Consider the following 3,811-nt stretch of genomic DNA (forward strand, 5'->3'; position numbering starts at 1 on the left):
AATTCAATGCAATTCTTGCTGTAGTACAACAGTAAGACGATTACTCATGCCCATAGGGGTGCTGAGTAGTTACAATCGCCTTTAAATAAAGGCGGTTCAGAGGGTGTATGGAAATATAGATGGTTACAAATTGCGATTGTTAGACGCCTAGCGGAAAACTCGCTTGCTATACCTTTCTTTCATTCAAATGACGATAGCGCTTGAGTATTTCAATGTTGGAAGAACAGGGAAATAAAGGATGATATCTTACTTTTAAGTTATTTTATCTCAACGAATTTTGTGAATAGAAAAGAAAATTGTATTTTTGCATTGTGATATTATAAATGATCATAATTATGAAGTACGAACAAATTATAGAGGATTTTGATGCCCATATCAATAAGAGTGGGCGTTATACTTATGGTGATTTTTACATAGGCATAACTAATAACGTGGAAAGGCGATTGTTTGAGGAACATCGTGTTCCACGTGAAGGACATTGGTGGGTTTATTCCCCTGCTGATACGGAGTGTATTGCTCGCCAGGTGGAAAAGCATTACTTAGATTGTGGTATGCATGGCTCCTTTGGTGGTGGCAAGGGGGATGGCTCTGCGAATATTGTATATTGTTATGTTATATCTCCAAATACTGTAGAATAATGAGTGGTAAAACAATTGCATCTAGTTTTGGAGAACAGCCAGTAGTTTTGTCCCCCAAAAAGCAAACTCCTGATACTTGTGAGCGAATAGTTGCCTTTCTTGATATTATGGGGTTTAAGGATATGGTGGCTCGCCATTTTGAAACCATAAAGGATAAATTGGAAAAACTTTCTTCTTTTATAGGTGAGACGATGGATGAAAATTATCAATATATGATTTTTTCTGATAGCATCATCCTTTACGCCAAAAGCGATGGAATGGAGGTGTTCAAGTCTTTGCTGACAAAAGTGAGTAAAATTATAGAAAAGTCAATATCCTTAGGTCTGCCTATCAAAGGAGCGATAGCGAAAGGAGAATGTACTGTTAGTTTAAGCTATAAGCCATTTTTCTTTGGACAACCCATTATCGATGCATATACTTTGGAGGAAAATGTGGTGCTCTATGGTGTTGTATTGCATAATACGGTTGAAGATATGGCTTTAGAACTCAGTCGTGTAAATAGTGATTTCGTGTTTGATTTCAATATCCCGTTGAAGGGTGGTAATTCAAATCATTTTGTCTTAAACTGGTTTGGGCAGGACTTGGAGCAAAATCGTTCAAACTTGATGTCTATCAGAACTACTGTTTCTGATTCTCCTAGAAGGTACATAGACAATACATTGAAATGTATTGATGTTGTAACAAAGTAATTGGCATCACAGGCAAGTGGCGATGCTTTGTTCATTGAAGTTGCGCCATGATATAATGGAAGAAGCCAAAGAGGAGATTCTTAGCAACAAGTCGAATATCGATGCAGACACATTAAAAATAGTATATAATCAGGCAAAGAAATTTGTTCCAACCCTGCATCACACTTTCGAAGATTTGCTTAAGCACCATAATAGTATGCTTGTGAAAAAAGCAGATTTTATAGCAAGTGAGTTTGACTAACAGAAACAGACCGATGTGAACGCTCGTTCACATCGGTCTGTTTCTGTTTATGCCCTTCTTGTCAAAACAGTTTGTAGGTGGTGCGGAGCACTTTGAACTCGGTACGGCGGTTCAGCTGGTTGCATATCTCCTGATGCTCCCTGGTCTGCTTGAGGATGAAATCCTGGGTGAGCACATCGTCTTCCTTCAGCCAGGGATATTTCTCCGTGAGCTTCCTGCGGATTGCCTTCGGGCGTTCCTTGCCATATCCCACAGGGGTAAGGCGATCTTTTTCAATGCCGTGAGCTATGAGGTAATCCACTACCGACTGGGCGCGGCGCTGAGACAATCGCTTGTTGTACTCGCTGTTGCCTTTGTAATCGCAATGAGCACTCAGTTCGATGGTTACGTGAGAATTCTCTTTCAGCAAGGCTACGAGCTTATCCAGAGCCTGGGTGCTGGCTGGCGTCAGGGTAGCTTTGTCAAAATCATAGAAGATGTTGTCGATGAGTACTGGGGCTGAGATGGAAGCCAGCGGGAACTGGAGCACGTACTCCTTGCTCTCCTTTGCCGAATCTATCCGCAACTCCTCCTTGTGGTTGAGGAATCCCTTGCAGGAAGCCATCACAAGATAATCTACCTCAGGATGGATAGGCAGCGTAAACGAACCGTCACTCTTGACCGGCAGTTTCCTGTAGGTGCCATCGTTGCCTACTACCATCACCTGTGCGGCAGGAAGTTCATAGCCGTCTTTTTCGTAAACCCATCCCTTCATCGTGGTGACAATCTCCGGATTATTGAAAGAATAGATATGGTCGTAGCCGCGGCCATCCTTTCTGTTGGAAGAGAAGAAGCCACGGTTGTGCGGTCCCTCGAAGGTCATTCCGAAATCATCTGCTTCTGAATTGAGGGGATAGCCGGGATGCTCTATCTTATACTGCTGGGTCTTTTCGTCTATTCGGGCAATGTAGATGTCGAGACCGCCCATTCCGATATGGCCGTTACTGCTGAAATAGAGGTCGCCGTTAGGGCGGAAGGTAGGGAACATCTCGTCGCCCGGCGTATTGATGGGGGAACCGAGGTTTTCCACACCTCCCAGACCTGAAGGAGTGATGCGCACACGCCAGATATCGTAACCGCCCATTCCGCCCGGCATGTCGGAAACGAAATAGAGCCATTCGCCGTCAGGACTGATGGCAGGGTGGGCGTAGGTGCTCAAGGTATCCTGGGTGATTTCCAGCTTCTGAACCTTTCCCCAGGCTGCATCCGAACGGGAAGAGGTGACAATCTGGGCAAATCGGGGAGAGGCTGGATCGGTGACGCATTGGGTGAGATACATCTCCTTGCCATCGGGAGTGAAGCAGCAGGCTCCCTCATCATAGTTGGTATTCAGACCAGTGGCGATGGCTTCCGGTCTGCTCCATTTTCCCTTATCGTCTTTTTCTGAATAGAAGATATCGCCAGCCTTGGTGCCGGTGATTCCGCTGAGTTCATCTCCCTGTGCGTCGTTGCGGGTGGAGGTGAAGTAGATCTGTTCGTATTCATCGCCCAGAAGCATCGGTGAATAATCGGCTCTTCGGGAGGTGAAGACATCCATCTTTTTTACCTGATATCTGCTTCCGCCTTTTTTCCAGCCGGGAGCCATCTGGGCAGATTTCAATCCGTTCTGGGCTAGGATATTGTCGGGCATGGAATCCACGAGGATTTTGAATTCCTTTTCTGCCTGCTTGTATTCGCCGTTTTTCAGGAGCAGACGGGCGTAAGCCAGACGGTCATCGAGTGAAGCCTGGTTATAGCGGATGGCATTGCGGTAAGCATTCACAGCCTTGGGGGTGGAGTTGATCTTGTTGTAGCAGCGGGCCATCTTCAAGGCTAGCTTTCCCCGGTTTTCACGCTCCTTGGGAGGTGTCTTGGTGTAGGCTTGCTTGAATTGGTCGGCAGCATCATAGTATTCGCCTAAAGAAAGGAACTTTTCTCCCTTCTTCAGGTTCTTGTCAATGCCGCAGCTTATCAGAAGGAGGCAGCAAAAGGCTGTTATGATTTGGTAATATCTAATCTGCTTCATACTGGAACAACTTAATTATTTTACTGAACTTTCGCAAGCAACTCTCCCACACGCCCTGAAAGGGCAGAAGCAAGTTTTTGGCAGCACGCCCTGAAAGGGCAGAAGCTCCTAGCCCAGGGCAGCGCCCTGAAAGGGCAGAAGCTCTTAGCCCAGGGCAACGCCCTGAAAGGGCAGAAGCTCTTAGCCCAGGGCAACGCCC

General features: G+C 45.8%; 4 protein-coding genes. 3 read left to right on the forward strand and 1 reads right to left on the reverse strand.

Annotation, left to right across the window (positions count from 1 at the left end):
- Positions 1 to 335 precede the first annotated feature (335 nt).
- Genes AAAT87_RS14970 through AAAT87_RS14980 form a run of 3 tightly spaced genes read left to right on the forward strand, consistent with a single transcriptional unit; the run spans position 336 to position 1,568 of the window.
- Positions 336 to 638, forward strand: coding sequence for a hypothetical protein (locus AAAT87_RS14970; RefSeq protein WP_349226867.1), 303 nt, complete (start codon positions 336 to 338; stop codon positions 636 to 638).
- Positions 638 to 1,327 (forward strand): hypothetical protein, encoded by a 690-nt coding sequence (locus tag AAAT87_RS14975; protein ID WP_349226868.1) that lies wholly within the window; start codon positions 638 to 640, stop codon positions 1,325 to 1,327. The genes AAAT87_RS14970 and AAAT87_RS14975 overlap by 1 nt, the downstream gene beginning before the upstream one ends.
- A gap of 55 nt (positions 1,328 to 1,382) precedes the next feature.
- A complete protein-coding gene (locus AAAT87_RS14980) occupies positions 1,383 to 1,568 on the forward strand; it encodes a hypothetical protein (RefSeq protein WP_349226869.1) in 186 nt (61 codons plus the stop codon).
- A gap of 61 nt (positions 1,569 to 1,629) precedes the next feature.
- Here the strand turns inward: AAAT87_RS14980 and porE are convergent, their stop codons facing one another.
- On the reverse strand, positions 1,630 to 3,612 hold the full coding sequence (gene porE / locus AAAT87_RS14985; protein ID WP_349226870.1) for a PorE family type IX secretion system protein: 1,983 nt from the start codon (positions 3,610 to 3,612) through the stop codon (positions 1,630 to 1,632).
- Positions 3,613 to 3,811: the final 199 nt, after the last annotated feature.

It is taken from the genome of Segatella sinensis (assembly GCF_040095255.1).
GTDB classification, from domain to species: domain Bacteria; phylum Bacteroidota; class Bacteroidia; order Bacteroidales; family Bacteroidaceae; genus Prevotella; species Prevotella sinensis.